The 21339-nt window shown below is 54.4% G+C and carries 20 protein-coding genes; 3 read left to right on the top strand and 17 right to left on the bottom strand.

Going from position 1 to position 21339, the window contains the following annotated elements:
- Positions 1-9: 9 nt before the first annotated feature.
- The 5 genes from glnB to purL all read right to left on the bottom strand — a co-directional run bounded on the left by glnB (position 10) and on the right by purL (position 8347).
- Positions 10-348, bottom strand: coding sequence for a nitrogen regulatory protein P-II (gene glnB / locus ACPUC7_RS18060; RefSeq protein ID WP_007886217.1), 339 nt, complete (start codon positions 346-348; stop codon positions 10-12).
- Between the two features lie 77 nt (positions 349-425).
- Positions 426-1757 carry a two-component system response regulator GlrR gene (gene glrR / locus ACPUC7_RS18055; protein ID WP_494923938.1) on the bottom strand — a complete coding sequence of 444 codons (1332 nt, stop codon included), beginning with the start codon at positions 1755-1757 and terminating at the stop codon, positions 426-428.
- Between the two features lie 2 nt (positions 1758-1759).
- The gene (gene qseG / locus ACPUC7_RS18050) at positions 1760-2431 is read right to left on the bottom strand and encodes a two-component system QseEF-associated lipoprotein QseG (protein WP_494923937.1); all 672 of its coding nucleotides are present in this window, start codon (positions 2429-2431) and stop codon (positions 1760-1762) included.
- A 3-nt stretch (positions 2432-2434) separates the two neighbouring features.
- Complete coding sequence (locus tag ACPUC7_RS18045; RefSeq protein ID WP_494923936.1) at positions 2435-3862, bottom strand: sensor histidine kinase; 1428 nt, start codon at positions 3860-3862, stop codon at positions 2435-2437.
- 594 nt (positions 3863-4456) lie between these two features.
- Positions 4457-8347 (bottom strand): phosphoribosylformylglycinamidine synthase, encoded by a 3891-nt coding sequence (gene purL, locus ACPUC7_RS18040; RefSeq protein WP_494923935.1) that lies wholly within the window; start codon positions 8345-8347, stop codon positions 4457-4459.
- Positions 8348-8617: 270 nt separating this feature from the next.
- Here purL and mltF point away from each other — a divergent pair, with 270 nt between their 5' ends.
- The gene (gene mltF / locus ACPUC7_RS18035) at positions 8618-10075 is read left to right on the top strand and encodes a membrane-bound lytic murein transglycosylase MltF (RefSeq protein WP_343554458.1); all 1458 of its coding nucleotides are present in this window, start codon (positions 8618-8620) and stop codon (positions 10073-10075) included.
- Here the strand turns inward: mltF and tadA are convergent.
- Positions 10072-10566, bottom strand: a complete 495-nt coding sequence (gene tadA / locus ACPUC7_RS18030; protein WP_494923934.1) for a tRNA adenosine(34) deaminase TadA — start codon at positions 10564-10566, stop codon at positions 10072-10074. The genes mltF and tadA overlap by 4 nt on opposite strands.
- A 64-nt stretch (positions 10567-10630) precedes the next feature.
- On the bottom strand, positions 10631-11269 hold the full coding sequence (yfhb, locus tag ACPUC7_RS18025; protein ID WP_494923933.1) for a phosphatidylglycerophosphatase C: 639 nt from the start codon (positions 11267-11269) through the stop codon (positions 10631-10633).
- Between the two features lie 168 nt (positions 11270-11437).
- On the opposite strand from yfhb, the gene ACPUC7_RS18020 reads away from it, so the two are divergent.
- Both ACPUC7_RS18020 and ACPUC7_RS18015 read left to right on the top strand, forming a co-directional pair.
- Positions 11438-12277, top strand: coding sequence for a MurR/RpiR family transcriptional regulator (locus ACPUC7_RS18020; RefSeq protein WP_494923932.1), 840 nt, complete (start codon positions 11438-11440; stop codon positions 12275-12277).
- Between the two features lie 55 nt (positions 12278-12332).
- The gene (locus tag ACPUC7_RS18015; protein WP_343554454.1) at positions 12333-12581 is read left to right on the top strand and encodes a YfhL family 4Fe-4S dicluster ferredoxin; all 249 of its coding nucleotides are present in this window, start codon (positions 12333-12335) and stop codon (positions 12579-12581) included.
- On the opposite strand, the gene acpS is transcribed toward ACPUC7_RS18015, so the two are convergent.
- From acpS to rseA, 10 genes are all read right to left on the bottom strand, one after another.
- Positions 12578-12958: a holo-ACP synthase gene (gene acpS, locus ACPUC7_RS18010; RefSeq protein ID WP_007886180.1), complete on the bottom strand. Its 381-nt coding sequence runs from the start codon at positions 12956-12958 to the stop codon at positions 12578-12580. The genes ACPUC7_RS18015 and acpS overlap by 4 nt on opposite strands.
- A complete protein-coding gene (gene pdxJ, locus ACPUC7_RS18005) occupies positions 12958-13689 on the bottom strand; it encodes a pyridoxine 5'-phosphate synthase (RefSeq protein WP_343554453.1) in 732 nt (243 codons plus the stop codon). The genes acpS and pdxJ overlap by 1 nt, the downstream gene beginning before the upstream one ends.
- Before the next feature lie 71 nt (positions 13690-13760).
- The gene (recO, locus tag ACPUC7_RS18000; protein WP_494923931.1) at positions 13761-14489 is read right to left on the bottom strand and encodes a DNA repair protein RecO; all 729 of its coding nucleotides are present in this window, start codon (positions 14487-14489) and stop codon (positions 13761-13763) included.
- A gap of 4 nt (positions 14490-14493) precedes the next feature.
- Positions 14494-15399 (bottom strand): GTPase Era, encoded by a 906-nt coding sequence (gene era / locus ACPUC7_RS17995; RefSeq protein ID WP_343554451.1) that lies wholly within the window; start codon positions 15397-15399, stop codon positions 14494-14496.
- A 49-nt stretch (positions 15400-15448) separates the two neighbouring features.
- Complete coding sequence (gene rnc / locus ACPUC7_RS17990; protein ID WP_036620136.1) at positions 15449-16129, bottom strand: ribonuclease III; 681 nt, start codon at positions 16127-16129, stop codon at positions 15449-15451.
- Positions 16130-16249: 120 nt separating this feature from the next.
- Positions 16250-17221, bottom strand: coding sequence for a signal peptidase I (gene lepB / locus ACPUC7_RS17985; RefSeq protein ID WP_494923930.1), 972 nt, complete (start codon positions 17219-17221; stop codon positions 16250-16252).
- A 9-nt stretch (positions 17222-17230) separates the two neighbouring features.
- On the bottom strand, positions 17231-19030 hold the full coding sequence (gene lepA / locus ACPUC7_RS17980) for a translation elongation factor 4 (protein ID WP_007886170.1): 1800 nt from the start codon (positions 19028-19030) through the stop codon (positions 17231-17233).
- A gap of 217 nt (positions 19031-19247) precedes the next feature.
- Positions 19248-19712 carry a SoxR-reducing system protein RseC gene (rseC, locus tag ACPUC7_RS17975; RefSeq protein ID WP_494923929.1) on the bottom strand — a complete coding sequence of 155 codons (465 nt, stop codon included), beginning with the start codon at positions 19710-19712 and terminating at the stop codon, positions 19248-19250.
- Positions 19709-20665 carry a sigma-E factor regulatory protein RseB gene (gene rseB / locus ACPUC7_RS17970; RefSeq protein ID WP_494923928.1) on the bottom strand — a complete coding sequence of 319 codons (957 nt, stop codon included), beginning with the start codon at positions 20663-20665 and terminating at the stop codon, positions 19709-19711. Before rseB ends, rseC begins: the two co-directional genes overlap by 4 nt.
- On the bottom strand, positions 20665-21321 hold the full coding sequence (gene rseA, locus ACPUC7_RS17965) for an anti-sigma-E factor RseA (RefSeq protein ID WP_494923927.1): 657 nt from the start codon (positions 21319-21321) through the stop codon (positions 20665-20667). The genes rseB and rseA overlap by 1 nt, the downstream gene beginning before the upstream one ends.
- Positions 21322-21339: the final 18 nt, after the last annotated feature.

Below are 21339 nucleotides of genomic sequence, written 5' to 3'. Positions count from 1 at the left end.
CGAAGGGGCTTAGATCGCCTCTTCGTCCTCTTCACCGGTACGAATACGCACCACGCGCGCAACGTCGAAGACGAAGATTTTACCGTCACCAATTTTGCCGGTCTGCGCGGTTTTCATAATGGTTTCAACGCAGGTATCGACGATATCGTCACCTACCACCATTTCGATTTTCACTTTTGGCAGAAAATCGACCATGTATTCAGCGCCGCGATACAGTTCGGTGTGGCCTTTTTGGCGACCAAAGCCTTTCACTTCACTGACCGTCATCCCGGTGATGCCGACTTCAGCAAGCGCTTCACGCACATCATCGAGTTTGAATGGTTTAATAATTGCATCGATCTTTTTCATGACAGATCCTTTTTTTACTCCCTCCATGATGGACGGATAACTATAAGTATACGTGTTCCTGACGCTGGCGCAGCAGGCTACTCTTTAAATTCGCTGGCATCTAGCTCATGGCGTGACAGCAGCTTATAGAATTCTGTACGGTTGCGTCCAGCCAGACGCGCTGCATTCGTCACATTTCCTTTGGTCATTTGCAGCAGCTTGCGCAGATAATTCAGCTCAAACTGATTACGCGCCTCAACGAAGGTCGGTAGCGCGGTATTTTCACCCGCCAATGCCTGCTCAACTAACGCATCACCAATCACCGGCGCTGTGCTTAACGCCACACACTGCTCAATCACGTTGACTAATTGCCGCACATTGCCCGGCCAGGCGGCACTGACCAAACGCTTCATCGCATCCACCGAGAAGCTGCGCACAAAGGGTTTATGGCGATCGGCGGACTGACGCAATAAATGGTTGGCTAATAACGGGATATCTTCCGCGCGTTCATGCAGTGCAGGGATCTTCAGGTTCACCACGTTGAGACGATAGTAAAGATCTTCGCGGAAACTCTTCTTCTCCATCGCCTTTGGCAGATCACGATGGGTCGCCGAGATAATGCGCACATTGATATCGAGATCGCGGTTGCTGCCCAGCGGACGCACTTTGCGCTCCTGCAATACACGCAGCAGTTTCACCTGCAACGCTTGCGGCATATCGCCGATTTCATCAAGGAATAACGTGCCGCCTTCCGCTGCCTGGAACAGCCCTTCACGTGCGCTGACCGCGCCGGTAAACGCCCCTTTAGCGTGACCAAACAGCTCCGATTCTAAAAGTTGCTCCGGCAACGCACCGCAGTTAATCGCAATAAACGGTTTGGCGGCGCGCGGACTGGCAGCATGGATCGCCTGCGCCAGCACCTCTTTACCGGTGCCGCTTTGGCCATTGATCAGCACACTGACGTCGGATTGCGCCACCATATGCGACTGCTCGAGCAAGCGCAGCATCAGCGGATTGCGCGTCACAATTGCCTCGCGCCAGGCGTCATCGCTGATCGGTGCACGCTGTGCCAGCGCTTCATCAATCGCCTTATACAACGCATCACGATCAACCGGTTTGGTCAGGAAACTGAATACGCCTTGCTGCGTGGCGGAAACGGCTTCCGGGATGGAACCGTGCGCGGTAAGAATAATCACCGGCAAACCGGTATGCCGTTTCTGGATCTCCCCAAATAGCGCCAATCCGTCCATCTCATCCATGCGCAGATCGCTGATCACCAAATCGACTTTCTCTTTTTGCAGATGACGCAAGGCTTCCGGTCCGCTGGCCGCGGTTGCCACCTGATAACCTTCGCTGCTTAAGCGCATGCCAAGCAGTTTGAGTAAGCCCGGATCGTCATCCACCAACAGTAAGCGTGCGGCCTGTTTCATGGTCACTGATCCTCACTTTGCGCATCGCTGGCACCATGCGATGTGTCACTGCTGTCGGGGGCTTTACGCGATGATAACTGGCGTTCGATGTCAGTAAGACGTTCCAGTTTACGTTGGGTATCGGCCAGCGATTGGCGCAGTGCAGTTTGCTGCTGACGCAGCGTATCCATCTCAGCATCATTGCTCTGCTGCAGCGCAGCGTAACGGCCACGCGCTTCACTGAGTTCCAGTTGTGCCGCCTGATTACTGCGCCAAAGCTGTAATAAAGGCCGCACCGCCGCCGGATAGGACATACTGTAACCGTCTAAGGTCGCGATGTAATCGCGGCGTTCCACGGGTGTGATATTGCCGTTGGCCAGCAAGATGCCTTGTTTGAAGGCGCGCGCCCAGCCTTGTACCGGCCAGCGTCGCGCCTCTGCGCGTGCTTCAGCAGGCGATAAGCGTTCGCCACAATCAATCGCACGCTGCCAATAAAGGGGGTTGTTCTGCGCGGCAGGCGTTTCAATCTGCCAGACGTTTTGGCAATCGGTCGCCAGATAATCCGCCAGACGCATGTCGGGTTCTGGCAAGCTCGCACCATCGTGCTGGGCACGATCTTGTGAAGGTGTTTGGCAGGCACTGAGGCCAAGCGCCATCAACGCGCAGGTCACAAATTTGAGTGGGGATAGTTTCATTGATCAGGCATTCCCGGCGCTGGTAGTCAAAATGATACGAAAACAAACATCCGCATCCTTGCGCGTCACCAACTGCAAATCGCCGTGCATCCTGCGCAGACAATCTTTTGCGATACTCAGGCCCAGTCCGCTGCCTTTAACCGGCCCTTTGCGCTGTTGGCTGCCCTGGTAAAAGGGCTCAAAAATCATCGCCTGTTCTTCAGCCGGAATCGGTGTGCCGGTGTTTGCCACCTCAATCCACACCTGGTTGCCCTTCTGCTGGCTGTGCAGCCAGATGTTACCGGATTCGCTGCCGTAGTTCACGGCGTTCGAGTAAAGGTTATCGATCACCCGCTGCAATAAGGTCGCTTCCGCCAGGCAGTGATGCACTTGCAAATCAACGTAGGTTTTCATTGCACGCGCATTCGCGGGCAATGAATGGACTTTAAGCACTGAATCGATGATGTCGGCTAACGCCACCGATTTCAGCGCCAGCGGCCCATCCGCCAGCTTGCGGTTGTAATCCAGTAACTGTTCGATCAACCGCTGCAAGTGGCGACTGCTGGTATCAAGAATCGCCACCACTTCCTGCTGTTCGGCATTGAGCGGACCTGCAACCTGATCGGCCAGTAACTCGGTGCCTTCGCGCAAACTAGCCAGCGGCGTTTTTAGTTCATGTGAGAGATGGCGCAAGAATTCGTGACGCTGCTCTTCCAGCCAGCTAAGACGTTCGCTCAGCCAGACAATACGTTGTCCCAGCGAGCGGATTTCGCGCGGGCCACCAAAGTTACCGCTTTCGCCTAACGCTTTGCCTTCACCTAACCGATTGATCATGCGTTCAACACGCTTGACCGGCCCGATAATCATGCCAGTGAACAGCAGCACCAACACCAGGCTGATCAGGAACAGAATCAACGCTTGCCAGCCAAAAAATTGGCCGCGATCGGCAATTTCTCGTTGCAGTTGCAGGCCGCGTGAGAACACTACTTCACGCGTTTCCTGCACCATTTGCGTATTGGTATCCGAAAAACGCTCCAGCACATTCGCGGCCTGGGCGACAGGATTGCCGTTATCACATTGAATTTGCTGCAACGGCGGCAAGGTGGTTTGCAGTACTTTGAAAGAAGGCAGGTCAGGCAAGCTGGCGGCGTGACTGTTGAGCATTTGGCCGTAGCGCGCCCACTGCGTTTGATACAGCTTTGCGAGTGAAGCATCGCCGAGCACGCAATATTGTCGATAGCTGCGCTCCAGCTCCAGCGCGGTGCGTGCCATTGCTTCGCTGCGGCGCACATCGGTAAAGGTATTGCGATTGGTATCCGCCGCCTGATTACTCAGCGCCGACAAACTTTCCCACGCTTGCCACGCCAGAACCAGCAACGGCAACAGCACCAGCAAGAACGCCAGCAAGACTAATTGCCGCAGGGATCGGGGGAACAGACGCCATTTCTTCACAATCACGCTTCCTTAAATGTGAGCTGCTGGCATGCTAGCGAAGTATCAAAAGGGAAGAAAGGTCAGAAACGAAAACGGCAGACCTTTTGGTCTGCCGTGAGAGCGACGCCGCAGCATCGCTTGCAAAATAGGTGGAGCCTAACTCAACGTTGCGTCCGATGCTTGATAACGTTGCAAAGCAAGCGATTATCGGTGAGGTGGACGACAGGCTCCGTTTGGTGCGTCATTCTAATTTTATGAGCTCAGCCGCAAATGCGGGGCAATCATAAACAGGCGAATGAGCCACGTAATAAGTATAGCAAGGATCATGCCAGGAAATAAATAGTGAGGATTATCAGAGGAATGCTTACATGGCAGCGGCACTTAGGGCGAAAACAGACCGAACGGTCAGTTAAATGTGTCGCTGATCAGCAACGGGTTTAGATTACGAATTTTCTTAGCATTAAAATCAACGAGTTAAATGTCACCTTTTGGCGACACTCTCATGGACATATTGTCGCTAATTTCCGACATCGGTTGAATATCACTCAGGTCACCATGAATGGCGACCCTACAAAAAGAAAAAGGCCGCTAATTAGCGGCCTTTTAGGTGGGTTATCCCAACTGCTTACGTGCGTTACGGAAGATACGCATCCATGGGCTGTCTTCGCCCCACTCTGCCGGATGCCACGAGTTGCTCACGGTACGGAACACGCGCTCTGGATGCGGCATCATGATGGTCACACGACCGCTTTCGTTGGTCACCGCGGTGATACCGTTTGGTGAGCCGTTCGGGTTCGCAGGATAGCTTTCGGTAACTTTGCCGAAGTTATCAACGAAGCGCAGCGCGACCAAACCTTTACTCTCCAACTGCGCCAGATGCGCGCCATCACGCACTTCAACAAAACCTTCACCGTGCGAAACGGCGATTGGCATGTGCGATCCGGCCATGCCGTCCAGCAGCAGCGATGGGCTTGCTGCCACTTCTACCAGGCTGAAACGCGCTTCGAAACGCTCGGACTGGTTACGCACAAAGCGCGGCCACAGTTCGCTGCCCGGAATCAGTTCACGCAGGTTCGACATCATCTGGCAACCGTTACACACGCCAAGTGCCAGCGTTTGTGGACGATGGAAGAAGTTTTCGAACTCGTCACGCACACGGCCGTTGAACAAGATGGATTTCGCCCAACCTTCACCCGCGCCCAGCACGTCACCGTAAGAGAAGCCACCGCAGGCGACCAGCGCCTGGAACTCTTCCAGACCGCGACGACCGGCCAGCAGATCGCTCATATGCACGTCAACCGCAGTGAAACCAGCGCGATGGAAAGCGGCTGCCATTTCTACGTGTGAGTTGACGCCCTGCTCACGCAGCACCGCAACACGCGGACGCGCGCCCGTGGCGATCATCGGTGCGGCCACATCTTCTTCTGGCTTGAAGGTCAGATGGACGTTGAGACCTGGGTCATTATCGTTTTTCTTCGCTTCGTGCTCCTGATCGGCGCAGGCTGGGTTATCACGCAGGCGCTGCATCTGCCAGGTGGTTTCTGCCCACCAGGTACGCAACGTGCTACGGCTTTCGCTGTATACCGCGCTGTCGCCAGAACGAATTACGAAACGATCGCCCGGTAAGGCTTTACCAATTACATGCACGTTGCTGCTCAAACCGTGGTCAGCGAAGATTTTCTCAACCGCAGCACGATCGCTGGCGTTGATTTGCAGCACCGCACCCAGCTCTTCGGTGAACAACGCGGCCAATGCATCGCTGCCCAACGCGGCGATATCTGCTTCGATACCGCAATGGCCGGTAAAGGCCATCTCTGCCAGCGTCACTAACAGACCGCCGTCAGAACGGTCGTGGTAAGCCAGCAATTTCTGCTCGGCCACCAGCGCCTGAATGGCGTTGAAGAAGCCGGCCAGTTGCGCGGCATCGCGTACGTCAGCAGGTTTATCACCCAATTGACGATAAACCTGTGACAGCGCAGTCGCACCCAAGGTGTTCGCGCCATTGCCCAGATCCACCAGCAGCAACAGGTTGTCTTGATCAGCTTGCAGCTGTGGCGTCACGGTACGACGGACATCTTCAACGCGCGCAAAGGCGGTGATCACCAACGACAGTGGCGAAGTCATCTCGCGCTGTTCGGTGCCGTTCTGCCAGCGGGTTTTCATCGACATGGAATCTTTGCCGACTGGAATGGTGATACCCAATGCTGGACACAGTTCTTCGCCGACCGCTTTTACCGCTTCGTATAGGCCAGCGTCTTCGCCCGGATGCCCCGCAGCCGCCATCCAGTTTGCTGAAAGCTTGATGCGTTGCAGTGAACCAATCGAGGTGGCAGCAATGTTGGTGAGTGCTTCGCCGACGGCCAAACGACCGGATGCCGCGAAGTCGAGCAACGCCACTGGCGCACGTTCGCCAAGAGAGAAGGCTTCGCCATGATAGCTATCAAGGCTGGCGGTAGTCACCGCGCAGTTAGCCACCGGAATCTGCCACGGACCGACCATCTGATCGCGCGCCACCATGCCGGTTACGCTACGGTCACCAATAGTGATCAAGAAGGTTTTTTCTGCTACGGTCGGCAGATGCAGCACGCGATTGACCGCGTCTGCCACGGTGATGCCATCACGTACCAACGCATCACCTTTGGCTTGCTGGCGCGATACATCACGCGTCATCTTCGGCGTTTTGCCCAGCAGCACATCCAACGGCATATCGATAGGTTTGTTATCGAAATGTGGGTCGGCAAGATTCAGATGCAATTCTTCGGTGGCTTCACCGATCACTGCATACGGTGCGCGCTCACGCTTACACAGTTCATCGAACAGCGCCAGTTGCGCCGGCGCGACGGCCAACACATAACGTTCCTGTGATTCGTTACACCACACTTCCAGCGGGCTCATGCCTGGCTCATCGCTGAGGATGTCGCGCAGATTGAAGTTACCGCCACGGCCGCCATCGCTCACCAGTTCTGGCATCGCGTTAGACAAGCCGCCCGCGCCCACATCGTGAATGAACAGAATCGGGTTGGCTTCGCCCAGTTGCCAGCAACGGTCGATCACTTCCTGGCAGCGACGCTCCATCTCTGGGTTGTCACGCTGGACAGACGCAAAATCAAGGTCAGCATCAGATTGGCCAGAAGCCATAGAAGAGGCTGCACCGCCGCCCAAACCGATATTCATCGCCGGGCCGCCAAGCACGATCAGCTTGGCGCCAACCACAATCTCGCCTTTCTGCACGTGATCGCCACGGATGTTACCGATGCCGCCCGCCAGCATGATTGGCTTGTGATAGCCGCGCAACTCAACGCCGTTATGGCTGTTAACGCGCTCTTCATAGGTACGGAAATAGCCGTTCAGTGCGGGACGACCAAATTCATTGTTGAACGCCGCGCCGCCCAATGGGCCTTCGGTCATGATATCCAGTGCAGTAACGATGCGTTCTGGTTTGCCGAAATCTTCTTCCCAAGGCTGTTCAAAACCAGGAATGCGCAGGTTGGAAACCGAGAAACCGACCAAACCAGCTTTTGGTTTCGCACCACGTCCGGTTGCGCCTTCGTCACGGATCTCGCCACCGGAACCGGTCGCAGCACCCGGCCACGGTGAAATCGCGGTTGGATGGTTATGGGTTTCTACTTTCATCAGGATGTGTGCGGCTTCCTGATGGAACTCATATTCGCCCTTCTGCGCATCAGCGTAGAAGCGGCCAACCTCAGAACCTTCCATCACTGCCGCGTTGTCTTTGTAGGCCGACAACACGTGCTCAGGATTATGTTCGAAGGTGTTTTTGATCATCTTAAACAGCGACTTCGGCTGTTTTTCGCCATCGATAATCCAGTCAGCGTTAAAGATCTTGTGACGACAATGCTCGGAGTTTGCCTGGGCAAACATGTAGAGCTCGATGTCGTTCGGATTGCGGCCCAGTTTAGTAAAGGCGTCGAGCAGGTAATCGATCTCGTCATCGGCCAGCGCCAGACCCAAGGTGAGGTTGGCCTGCTCCAGTGCCGCGCGGCCTTCACCCAGCACATCAACGCTCTTCAGCGGCTGAGGCTGATGATGGGCAAACAGTTGCTGCGCATCGTTGAGGTCGGCAAATACCGTTTCCATCATACGATCGTGCAGCAGGCTCGCCAGTTGCTGCCACTGCGCTTCCGTCAGTTCAGGGGCTTGCACATAGAACGCCATACCACGCTCAAGGCGCAACACTTGCGGCAAATCGCAGTTGTGCGCGATATCGGTGGCTTTCGATGACCAGGGAGAGATGGTGCCGGGACGCGGCGTTACCAGCAACAGACGCCCTTGTGGCGCATGCTCGGCGAGAGAAGGACCGTATTTCAGCAGACGTTGCAGGCGGGCTTTTTCATCCGCGCTGAGCGGTGCACTGACATCGGCAAAATGGACGTACTCGGCGTAAATATCACTCACTGGAAGGTGAGCGTCCTGAAAGCGGGTCAGCAGTTTGTTTACACGAAATGCCGACAGAGCGGGCGAACCACGCAGAATTTCCATCATTAAAGATCTCTCGTCTTTGAAGTGCCGGGCGACGCTTCATTGGGCGCAACAGGGGAAAACGGGCGGTATTATAGAGAAACGTCACCGGTTACGAAACCGTTTGCGCATAAATTCTGGCACTTGGCATTTGGCTGATTTTTGCACAATTCTTGCTATAAAAGTTGCCCTGCCCCGCTTTGTTGCGCAAAATGCCCCTCGCTCTGGGAGTTAAAACAACACAAATACTGCCTTTAAAAGACAGAGGCCTGTGAGCCATTACGAGATAACTATTTGAAACGCCTAAAAATAAACTATCTGTTTATCGGTCTGATCACCGTGCTGCTTGCGCTAGCATTGTGGCCATCCATCCCGTGGTACGGGGGCGGAACAGACGCGCTATCACAGATCAAATCACGCGGAGTGCTGCGCATCAGTACCGTAAACTCTCCGCTGACTTACTACACCATCAATAATGCACCAGCGGGCATGGACTATGAGCTGGCGAAGCGCTTCGCCGATTATCTTGGCGTGAAACTGGAAGTGGAGGTGCGTCCTAACCTCGGCGACCTGTTTGATGACTTGGATGATGGCAAAGCCGATTTGCTGGCAGCCGGCCTGATTTATAACAGCGAGCGCCTTGCGCACTACCAAAGTGGCCCAAGCTACTATTCGGTGTCGCAACAGCTGGTGTACCGCATTGATAAGCCTCGACCGAAAAACCTCGGCGATCTTAAAGGCCGCCTGATTGTGCAGTCCGGTTCGGCATATCTGTCAACTTTACGTTCCGCCAAAGCTGACAGCTATCCCGATCTCGACTGGGCGATTTCCGCCGATCAAGGCCAGAAAGCGCTGCTCGAAGCGGTGGCCGACGGCAAACTCGATTACACCGTGGGCGATTCCGTCACCATCGGCCTGTTGCAACGTATTCATCCACAGTTAGCCGTGGCGTTTGATGTGACGGATGAAGAGCCGGTGACCTGGTATTTACCGCGTAACGATGACGATAGCCTGAATGCGGCGATGCTCGACTTCTACAGCCAAATGGGCGAAGAAGGCACCATGGCCCGGCTGGAAGAGAAGTATCTCGGCCACGTAGGCACCTTCGATTACGTGGATACCCGCACCTTCCTGCGCGCGATTGATAGCACCTTGCCGGATATCAAACCGCTGTTTGAGAAATATGCAGCCAGCATGGATTGGCGCTTGCTGGCGGCGATCTCGTATCAGGAATCCCACTGGAATCCACAGGCAACGTCGCCCACCGGCGTGCGCGGCATGATGATGCTGACGCGCAATACCGCCGACAGCCTGGATGTTGACGATCGTCTCGATCCGGAGCAAAGCATCCGTGGCGGCAGCGAATACCTCAAACGTATGATGGAAAAAGTGCCAGACACCATTCCAGAAGATGAACGTATCTGGTTTGCTCTAGCGGCTTATAACATGGGCTACGCGCACATGCTGGACGCGCGTAAGTTGACGTCAAAACAGGGCGGCAATCCGGATAGTTGGGCGGATGTGAAGCTGCGCCTACCGATGCTCAGCCAGAAGCGTTACTACGCGCAAACCACATACGGCTACGCGCGCGGGCACGAAGCCTACAACTACGTTGAGAACATCCGTAAGTATCAAATCAGTCTGGTGGGATATTTGCAGGAGCAAGAGAAGCGCTTAGCGCAGCAATCGGCGCTGGAAGCGGAATTAGGCGCCGGTTACCCGGCGGTGGAACCGAAGATTGCGATGAATTAATCTGCGCGCTGCGCCTGACGCAGCGCCTTCTTTTGCTCACGACGCATACGGAAGAAGTCACTTAACATCCCCGCGCACTCTTCTGCCAGCACACCACAATCAATTTGAATTTGATGATTCATACCGGGATGACCAATCACATCCAGCAGAGAACCGGCCGCGCCGGTTTTCTCGTCTTTCGCGCCATACACCAAACGTGTAATGCGGCTGTGCACCATTGCACCGGCGCACATCACACAGGGTTCCAAGGTGACGTACAACGTAGTATCCAGCAGACGATAGTTTTCCAGCACTTTGCCGCCCTGACGCAGCGCCATGATTTCGGCATGCGCCGTGGGATCGTGCTGACCAATCGGCCGATTCCAACCTTCGCCAATCACTTTGTCGCCTTGCACCAACACCGCGCCAACCGGCACTTCGCCCTGCTCCCACGCACGTTTAGCCAGTTCCAGCGCAAAACGCATCCAATATTCATCAGTTTGTGGGTTCACCAGACAACTCCTGCGGGCAATTAAGGCGGCGCATTATAGCCATGCTGCTAGCGGAATCGAAGCGTTATTCCAGTTGTTGCAGCTCGCCGCGCGGCGTTACGCGCCAACGATGCTGGCAGAAGAACAACAGCGGGTTGTCCTGCTTACTGTCGCTGTAGCCGCTATACAACTGCAATGGCGTGCCGATTTTCTCCTCCAGTTGCGCCACTTTTTCATGACCGAGACAGCGCATCGCCAATAAACGTCCGCCGCGTCCCGGCGTCATCTGGCTCGCGATCAGTTGCACACGCGGCAAAAAGGCGGAATCGAAGTAGACTTGTTCCACCAGCGATTGCGGCGAACCGGTGATCAGCCAGACATCGGCATCGTTACTGCTGAGGTAATCGGTGAGACGCTGCTGCACCACCGGAAAAGCCGTTACGCGTTGGCGAAACCACTCAGCGAACTCGGCTTCACGCTGACGCAGGCGCTTTTCACTGTGACCGAAGGTAATCGCCCACAGCAGCAAACTCATCGGCCAGCGCGCCGCACGTCCTTTAATCAACATGCCCAGCCCAATCACCGGCAGCAGCGGGATCACCAGCAGCAGGTTGAGAGGCTGGCGTCGCAGTAAATAGCGCATAAAGGTGCCAAACATGTCCTGCTGATGCAGCGTGCCGTCGAGATCGAAAAACACCACGCGTCGTTGCGTACCCTTAGTCAAACAACACTCCTTCTCAATTCTTTGCGGTTTCTGCCCTACAGTGTAGCCAGCTTCACGGCTCGCAGCGAAAGCTGCTATTTTTAATTCCAATGACTACAATGCCAGCTGAATAGTTTATTCTTTTGGGTTTACGCGCTGCTAGCAAATGAAAGAATTAAGGATCGAACCATGAGTTCATTGCTGCGAATTCGTCAGCTCTACCCACGACTGGCTCTGAATGAGCGTCGCCTGGCGGATTTTTTGCTGTCGCAGCCGGATCGGGCACGGCATTTGAGTTCACAAAAACTGGCCGAAGAAGCGGGCGTCAGCCAATCGAGCGTGGTGAAGTTTGCTCAGAAGTTGGGTTACAAAGGCTTCCCGGCGCTGAAACTGGCATTGAGCGAATCGATGGCCGATCGCGATGCGATTACCGTGCATAACCATATTCTCAGCGACGATCCGCTGAAAGTCGTGGGTGAAAAGCTGCTGACCGAGAAGATTTCAGCCATCCGCGCCACCCTGGATATCAACACCGAAGAGAAGCTGCTGCAAACCCTGCAACTGCTGAAAAATGCTAATCGCATTCTGCTGGTTGGCATTGGCGCTTCCGGTTTGGTGGCAAAAGATTTTTCCTGGAAGCTGATGAAGATCGGCATCAATGCGGTCGCAGAGCAAGATATGCATGCGCTACTGGCCAGCGTGCAAGCGATGGCGCCGGGCGATGTGCTGCTGGCCATTTCCTACACCGGCGAACGGCGTGAAATCAATCTGGCGGCACAGGAAGCGGCGCAAATTGGTGCTGATGTGCTGGCATTCACCGGCTTTACGCCCAACTCATTGCAACAATGTGCCACCATTTGCCTGTATACGGTTGCCGAGGAGCAAAGCACGCGTAGCGCCGCCATCTCCTCCACCAGCGCACAATTGGCGCTGACCGATTTGCTGTTTATGGCATTGGTGCAGAACGATCCGGAACGTGCATCCAGCCATATTCGTCATAGCGAAGAGTTGGTGAAAAAGCTGGTCTGATGAGCTGAGGCGCGTATAATACCCGCGCCTTTTCTGCTGTTATTGGACGTCCGCTATGGCCCTGCTGATCACCACCAAATGCATCAATTGTGATATGTGCGAACCTGAATGCCCAAACCAGGCAATCAGCTTAGGTGACGCGATCTATGAGATCGATGTTGACCGCTGCACCGAGTGCGTGGGCCATTATGATGTGCCGACCTGCCAAAGCGTCTGCCCAATTGATAACACCATTATTAGCGATCCTCAGCACCCCGAAAGCCGCGAAGCACTGTGGGATAAGTTTGTTCTACTACATCACTAATTTTCGATAATTACGGTTGCACAGGCGTAATGACGTTCATCGGCCAACGTGACATGCACATGCTGCACGCCAAGTTGACTGGCAATCACTTTGGCCTGCTCAAAGAAACGTAACCCCGGTTTGCCCAGCGCATCGTTGTACACTTCGAACTGATTGAACGCCAAGCCGCCGCGAATGCCGGTGCCAAAGGCTTTGGCTGCCGCCTCTTTCACCGCGAAACGCTTAGCAAGAAAGCGCACCGGTTGCTGGTGCGCCTGATATTGCTGCCACTCGGCTTCGCTTAACACGCGGCGCGCCAAGCGATCGCCTGAACGTTCAATCACGCCAGCAATGCGCTCGATCTCTACGATGTCGCTACCGAGTCCGAGAATCGCCATTAGCGACGCGCTTCCCGCATCAGTTGCTTCATCTCGCCCACCGCATCCGCCAGGCCGCTGAACAGTGCACGACCAATAATGGCGTGGCCGATATTCAGCTCATGCATTTCTGGCAGCTCAGCAATCGGCTGCACGTTGTGGTAAGTCAAACCGTGACCGGCATTGACCTTCAAACCGAGACCGGCGGCAAACGTTGCGGCTTTACGGATGCGTGACAGTTCAGCCTGGCGCTCCAAACCTTCAGGCGCTTCGGCATAAGCCCCGGTGTGAATTTCGATGTAAGGTGCGCCGCTGGCAACAGCCGCTTCAATCTGGCGATGATCGGCATCGATGAACAGCGACACCAAAATGCCCGCTTCGCTCAGCAAGCGCACCGCTGCGTTGATTTTGTCCTGCTGCCCCGCCACATCCAATCCACCTTCAGTGGTGACTTCCTGACGCTTTTCCGGCACCAGGCAAACGAAATGTGGTTTGATCTCGCAGGCGATGTCGATCATCTCGTCGGTGACCGCCATCTCCAGGTTCATACGCGTCTGGATGGTGTCACGCAAAATACGCACGTCACGATCGGTGATATGACGACGATCTTCGCGCAGATGCACGGTAATGCCGTCCGCACCCGCTTGTTCAGCGACAAATGCCGCCTGGACCGGATCGGGATAGTTAGTGCCACGCGCGTTACGAACGGTGGCAATGTGATCAATATTGACGCCTAACAGCAACTCAGCCATGACAATCCTCAAATGTATTCAGTGTGTTTGCAGTGTAACGGGCTTAAGAATACCAGCCGGTACGACCAGCGCTAGTCGTTTGCCACATCGGGTTTCTTTTTTGGCACAAACTGGCGAAACAGTTCCTGGCTCTTCAACGGCTTGCCGCCAAGATAGGGCTTCAATGCCATGCGCGTAAAGCGTTTGGCGGCGCGCAGGCTATCGGCATCCGGGAAATCTCGTTCCCACAGCGCGCGCAGTTGGCGGCCAGTAAAGCTGCGTTGATTGACCACCAAGCTGGCGATAAAGCCGCGCTCTTCACGATAGCTGTACGTCATGCCATCGGCGATCTCTTCGCCGCTGCCAGCACAATGCAGGAAATCAACGCCATAGCCAAGATGTCCGAGCAACGCCAGCTCAAAACGGCGCAGCGCCGGTTCCGGTGAGCCGTTGCCGGCCGCCAGCGTTTGGATGCAATTTAGATAATCAAAGAACAGTTCGGAGAAGGGAATTTGCTGCTCCATTACGCGTGAAAGCAGTTCGTTAACGTACAAACCGCAATAGAGCGTGATGCCGCTAAGTGGCAATGCCAGCGAAACCGCTTCGGCATTACGCAGCGTTTTGACGTCACCGCGTCCGCCCCATCGCACCAGTAAAGGCGTGAAGGGCTGCAATGCCCCTTTCAGTTGGGAGCGGCGCGAGCGGGCGCCTTTGGCAAGGACGCGGACGCGCCCTTCGCTTTCGCTGAATAGATCGAGAAGGAGGCTGGTTTCGCTGTAAGGGCGACTATGCAGCACAAAGGCGCGTTGCCAGCCTTCCATCGAATTAACCTTCGTCGGAGTAACCTAAGCTGCGCAGCGCACGTTCATCGTCCGCCCAGCCAGATTTCACTTTAACCCACAGTTCAAGATGCACTTTCGCTTCAAACATCTCTTCCATGTCTTTACGCGCTTCAATGCCGATGGTTTTGATCTTGGCGCCTTTGTTACCGATCACCATTTTCTTCTGCCCTTCCCGCTCAACGAGGATCAAGCCGTTGATGTCGTAACCCCCGCGATCGTTAGAGACAAATTGCTCAATCTCTACCGTGACGGAATAAGGCAGTTCAGCACCGAGGAAGCGCATCAATTTTTCACGAATGATTTCCGAGGCCATGAAACGCTGTGAGCGATCAGTGACATAATCTTCCGGGAAATGGTGCTCGGATTTTGGCAAGCATTTGCGCGCAATCGCCGCAATCGCATCCACGTTTTTACCGCTTTCTGCCGAGATCGGTACGATTTCGAGGAAGTTCATCTGCTGGCTGAGGAATTGCAGATGAGGCAGCAAAATGCTCTTGTCCTGAATGTTGTCGACCTTGTTTATCGCCAGCACTACAGGCACTTTGTTATCACGCAACTTGTTAAGCACCATCTCATCGTCTGGCGTCCAACGCGTGCCTTCAACGACAAAAATAATAAGCTCAACATCACCAATTGAACTGCTGGCGGCACGGTTCATCAGGCGGTTAATCGCCCGCTTCTCTTCCATGTGCAGCCCTGGCGTATCCACGTAGATCGCTTGATAAGCGCCTTCAGTGTGGATGCCCATGATGCGATGGCGCGTGGTTTGCGGCTTGCGTGACGTAATCGACACCTTCTGCCCCAATAACTGGTTCAGCAAAGTGGATTTGCCGACGTTTGGTCGGCCTACAATCGCGACAAAGCCGCTATATGTTTCGAGTTCGCTCATTCGAGTCCTGACTTGGGCAGCGGCGCTGTCGACGCTGCGATGTGACTATTTATTCGAGACCAAGCTTAATTAACGCCTGTTCGGCGGCGGCTTGCTCGGCTTTACGGCGACTGGAGCCAATGCCCACCACCGGTTCTGCCATGCCACTCACTTGACAGTGAATGGTGAATTCCTGGTCGTGGGCTTCGCCACGCACCTGCACCACCAAATAGGATGGCAGCGGCAGATGACGCCCTTGCAGATACTCTTGCAGACGCGTTTTCGGATCCTTTTGCTTATCGCCAGGGCTGATCTGCTCCAGTCGCGAGTGATACCAATCGAGAATCAGCTTCTCAACTGTCTGAATGCTGCTATCAAGGAAAATGCCGCCAATCAACGCTTCAACGGTGTCCGCAAGGATTGATTCACGACGGAAGCCGCCGCTTTTCAGCTCGCCCGGCCCAAGACGCAAACATTCGCCGAGATCAAATTCACGCGCCATCTCGGCCAGCGTATTACCGCGCACCAGGGTTGCGCGCATGCGACTCATATCGCCTTCATCTACGCGCGGGAAGCGGTGATAAAGTGCATTAGCAATCACATAGCTGAGAATGGAATCGCCAAGGAATTCAAGACGTTCATTGTGTTTACTGCTGGCACTACGGTGCGTCAATGCCTGCTGCAATAAATCCGGATGAGTAAAAGTGTAGCCCAGTTTGCGCTGCAGCTTGTTAATGACGATGGGGTTCATGCGATTCCAGTTGTTCTGTGCGTCTGTCATTCTGCATACGAAACAGGGCTGTGGTTCCAACCTGTTCTGTTTCGTGTGCACTGGCCTCCCGAATGGAAGGCCAACCTTTTTTGAAGCTAATTAGTGAATCCCACCAATGCGGCTAAAGCGCACGCCGGTCGGCCACTGTCCTTCTTGTTTCTCGAAGCTCATCCAGATAGCCACCGCTTTGCCGACCAGATTCTTCTCGGGCACAAAGCCCCAGTAGCGGCTGTCGGCGCTGTTATCACGGTTATCGCCCATCATGAAATACTGTCCTTCTGGCACAATCCAGGTGGATTGCGGCTGGCCCGGCTGCTGATAATACATGCTTGCCTGACTCTGCGCTTCGTTTACCAGCAAGATATCGTGCGTTACGCTGCCCAATGTCTCTTTGCGGGTGCCCAAACGCAGGCCGCCTTTCATGGTTTCGCCCTGCGGTGCCTGGAAGAAGCCGTTACCGGTTTCGTTGCCATCAAAACCGCTAAAGGTCTGAATGAAGTTGCTTGGCTCGATATTAGTGTAAGTCACGGGCAGCGCAGTGTCGCATTTGCCGCTGCTGCAAGCCGGATTAATGGTCAAGGTTTTGCTGTAGGGATCAAACACCACTTTGTCACCCGGTAAGCCAATCACACGTTTGATGTAATCAACGCTCGGATCTTTCGGGTATTTGAATACCGCAACATCGCCGCGCTGCGGATGCCCAGTTGGGATCAGCGTGGTTTGGGTAATCGGATCTTTAATGCCATAGGCAAACTTCTCAACCAGGATGAAGTCACCGATCAGCAGCGTTGGCATCATTGAACCCGATGGAATCTGGAACGGTTCAAAGATGAATGAACGCACAATCAACACCACCGCCAGCACCGGGAATACCGATGCCGTGGTTTCTACCCAACCCGGTTGTGCAGCCACTTTCGCCAGCGTTTTGCTGTCGAGAGAATTACCTGCCTGCGCTTGTGCTGCTGCCTGCTTAGCACGGCGCGCCGGAGCCCATTTAAAGCGATCAATACACCAGATAACACCGGTTACCAGCGTTGCAATCACTAAAACCAGGGCGAACATGTTAGCCATTAAAATTCCTTATTTGCTGTCTTTACCGACATGCAGAATGGCAAGGAATGCTTCCTGCGGCAGCTCAACGTTGCCGACCTGCTTCATTCGCTTCTTACCGTCTTTCTGCTTCTGCAACAGTTTCTTCTTACGGCTAACGTCACCGCCATAGCATTTCGCCAGGACGTTTTTACGCAGCTGTTTTACCGTTGAGCGAGCGATAATGTGGTTGCCGATTGCCGCCTGAATCGCAATATCAAACTGCTGACGTGGGATCAGATCTTTCATCTTCTCCACTAAGTCGCGGCCACGATATTGCGAGTTGTCACGGTGAGTAATCAGCGCCAGCGCATCAACACGTTCTGAGTTAATCATCACGTCGACACGCACCATGTCAGAGGTTTGGAAACGCTTGAAGTTATAATCCAGCGAAGCATAACCGCGTGAAGTCGATTTCAAACGGTCAAAGAAGTCGAGTACCACTTCTGCCATCGGAATTTCATACGTCAGCGCAACCTGCTTGCCGTGGTAAACCATATTGGTCTGCACACCACGTTTTTCGATACACAGCGTGATCACGTTGCCGAGGAACTCTTGCGGCAGCAGCATGTGACACTCAGCGATCGGTTCGCGCAGTTCGGCAATGTTATTCAGCGGTGGCAGTTTCGACGGGCTATCGACATAAATCGTTTCGCCATCGGTGGTTTCCACTTCATACACTACGGTTGGCGCAGTGGTGATCAAATCGAGATCGTATTCACGCTCCAGACGTTCCTGGATGATTTCCATGTGCAGCAGACCAAGGAAGCCGATGCGGAAACCAAAGCCCAGCGCCGTCGAGCTCTCTGGCTCATAGAACAGCGAGGCATCGTTAAGGCTCAATTTGCCCAGCGCATCACGGAACGCTTCATAGTCGTCGGAGCTGATCGGGAACAGACCGGCGTAAACCTGTGGCTTCACTTTCTTAAAGCCCGGCAGCACTTTCTCTGCAGGATTACGCTGCAAGGTCAGCGTATCGCCCACTGGCGCGCCAAGGATGTCTTTGATTGCGCACACCAACCAGCCTACTTCACCGCAGTTCAATTCGTTGCGATCGACACGCTTCGGCGTGAAGATGCCCAGGCGGTCAGCGTTATAGCTTTGGCCGGAGCTCATGACTTTAACTTTGTCGCCTTTGCGCAGCGTGCCGTTCTTAATACGGATCAGTGACACGACGCCAAGGTAGTTATCGAACCATGAATCGATGATCAGCGCTTGCAGCGGGCCTTCTGGATCGCCTTCTGGCGGCGGGATATCACGCACCAGGCGCTCCAGCACGTCAGGCACGCCAACACCGGTTTTCGCCGAGCAACGCACTGCGTCAGTGGCGTCGATGCCCACGATATCTTCAATCTCTTCCGCCACGCGTTCCGGATCGGCCGCTGGCAAGTCGATTTTGTTCAGTACCGGTACCACTTCCAGATCCATTTCCATTGCGGTGTAGCAGTTAGCCAGCGTCTGTGCTTCTACGCCCTGACCTGCATCGACCACCAGCAATGCTCCTTCACACGCCGCTAAAGAGCGGGATACTTCATAGGAGAAGTCAACGTGACCGGGAGTATCGATAAAATTGAGCTGGTAAGTTTCACCGTCCAGCGCTTTGTAATCGAGCGTTACACTCTGCGCTTTGATGGTAATGCCGCGCTCACGTTCCAGATCCATTGAGTCCAGAACTTGCGCCGCCATCTCACGATCGCTCAGGCCACCACAAATTTGAATCAAACGGTCAGAGAGCGTTGATTTGCCGTGGTCAATGTGAGCGATGATGGAGAAATTTCGTATGTGCTTCATTTATATGAATATCTTCACGTAGAAAATCAGTGGGAAACTTGAGCACAGACACATTCAGGCAAGTGAGATTTACCCGGAACCTTGTCGGCCTCATTAATGACGACGCATATTACACTGTTAACGCCGCGCGTTAAAGAATGGAACTGTGGGGAATCGCAACAGATTTCAGCAGTTAAGCCGATTTGAAAAGGCCGCACTCAATGCGGCCCTGAGGGGATCAAACTTCGTTTTCCACACGCAGCGCATCGGGAGGTAACGCCACGCTGAGAATCACCGGCTGAAAAGCCTCGCGATCGCCGAATAAGTTAGACACACCTTTCGCCACAATAAAGCCACCAATGCCGCCCAACAGCGCGCCACATGCGGCTGCAAGGTCGCTGTTAAATAGCATCTGGAAAATACCCGCAACGAGGAATAGACCAAACAGTGGCGTCATATACACTAACAACGCGGAGCCAAGCAGGCTGCTTTCACGGATACCTAATTCAATACGCTGGCCCGGTTGCAACGGCTCCGGGCTGGCGATAGTCATCACGTGGGCGTTTTTCGGCCCAAGTTGATTGAGCGCGTGGCTGCCGCAGCCTTTACGCGCCGAACAACTGTTGCAGGAAGTTTTTGCTTCGGAGTGCAGCGTCGCTACGCCTTCCTTCCACGCCACCACGGTGGCCCATTCTCTCATCATTTGGCTGAACCTGAATCTATGCTGTCCGCGATACGTTTGGCAGTGGCTGGCGGCAATTCGCCCACCACGGTGATTTCTCTATTATCGCGCACTTCGGTCTGCACCGTACGACGTCCAGTGCGCAATGCTTGCACGCTGCTGCTTTTGTCGGCGGCCGTCATGTTGATGGCAAAGCTAAACAAGCCATCGCTGTAGAGACGAGATTCAACCGTTTTGTTCATTGAGGGAATGTCGCGGCGGCTCTGTGAAATCAGCTTCATTCCTGCCGGAAGCCAACCTGGCTGCCAGCTAAGCTCGACTTTATCACCGGCTGGCAATGACAGCGACGGTGGCAAATTCGCCTTTTCCAAACCTTGCATCAGATTGCGTACGCCTTCATCGACGGCAAAACTGATCACGCGGAATTGTTCCAACGTTTCGCCGTCACGATCGAGTAGATCAATGCGCAGCGGCAGTTTGGTATCGACATCCAGCCACACCACATAGCTGTAGCGCGTACCATCGCGTGACACGATGCGCACCACTTCGCACATTTGATCGGCCATGCGCGAACGCCCCACCGGGATGAAATCGTAAGCCTCACCCAAACGTGAGAAGTCAGCGAACATCAAGCCTGGCAGCGCATCGATAATGTGGTTGCCCGGCAGCGAGAACGGATCTAATCCCGGCTCAAAATAGCTGATGTCATTGCCGCGCTGAATCACTTCACGACGCGGCCCATCCATTTGCAACAGTTGGGCGAAGATACGATTGTCGATGACCGCGTGACGATAACGCAGAGATTCAATGCCAAGACGCGAGACATTGATGTAGGCAAATTCGTAGTTGAGATTCTGGCTTGCCTGCTCCATCTGTTGTAACAACGCCCCGGACGCAGATGTCTGCGCCGAGGCGGTAGATGACCAAAACAGGCTGCCTGCCAGCAGGCTAACGGCACACCAAAGTTGCTTCATTACTGCTGCTGAGTTCCTAACGACTGATTTCCCGGAACGTTAGCCTGAGCCTGTTGCGGATCGTTCTTTTCAAACTGAACCTGATCGGCATGCAGACGACGTTGCAGTTCATAATCTTGCAGCATGGCATTCACGCGACGACGCTGTTCCTGCACCTGCTGATTAGAGCTGTTGGTATCAAACGCTTCCGAAGGAACACCTAAGCTGACCGGCGACGCTTTGCCCATCATCGGCAACGTATTAAACGCTGGCGAATCGGAGGCTTCTGTCGCACTGCCGGTTGGTGAACTGTTGTAGTGCTGAACGCCAACAATTACCGCCAGCGATACACAAGCAGCGACACCCACCTGCGTCAATTGTGCAGCCCAGCTGCCACCGCGACGCCAGAATGGCATTTTCTGCCAGCGCGACGGTTCAGGCTGTGCTTCAGGAATCAGCGTAGAAACTTTGCGCGCCGGCTCGTTTTCGAGGGCTGCAGCCACACGTGCGGAGATATCAAAATGCAGCACTTCACCGACATCACCTCGTAAGGTGTCGCGGATGAGATGGTAGTTTTCCCAGCTTTGCTGAAGATCCGCATCCTTAGACAACGACGCCAACAGCTCGTTATCCAGTGTTTCACCATCCATTAAAGCGGAAAGTTTTTCTTTCTGCATGCGTTGGTACCCTTCCAG

This window comes from Pantoea sp. CFCC18179 (assembly GCF_059412405.1).
Note: the sequence above shows the minus strand (reverse complement) of the source record. Positions and strands in the feature narration are given on the sequence as shown.